This window comes from Cobetia sp. SIMBA_158 (assembly GCF_046566945.1).
GTDB lineage: Bacteria > Pseudomonadota > Gammaproteobacteria > Pseudomonadales > Halomonadaceae > Cobetia > Cobetia amphilecti.
The window spans coordinates 1-276 of the sequence record NZ_JAWJYL010000293.1; the positions used below are offsets into that span (position 1 = coordinate 1).

1 protein-coding gene is annotated in these 276 nt (G+C 42.8%); it reads right to left on the bottom strand.

Translation table 11 applies throughout. From position 1 onward, the window contains the following. Window positions 1-276: hypothetical protein (locus R2R70_RS20025; RefSeq protein ID WP_410978903.1), on the bottom strand; the 276-nt coding region annotated here is incomplete at both ends.

Consider the following 276-nt stretch of genomic DNA (forward strand, 5'->3'; position numbering starts at 1 on the left):
TCTATGGCTTTTACACCAAATAATCGCCCTATATGCAAGTCACTAGCGACTGCAATACGCAGTGGCTTGGCTAAAGGCTTATCTATCTTAATAGACAGCTTGCGTATAACAGGAGCATAGGCGCTATATAACGAATAAATAAATAGTCCTATAAATAGGAATAGCGCTAGTACTCTTAGCCCTATAGCCATCTCATTCGATTGGTGCAACGTACTGCCTGATAAAGAAATGACCAGCAGATACCCTCCGTAGAGTAGACTTACTGCCAACGCCGTC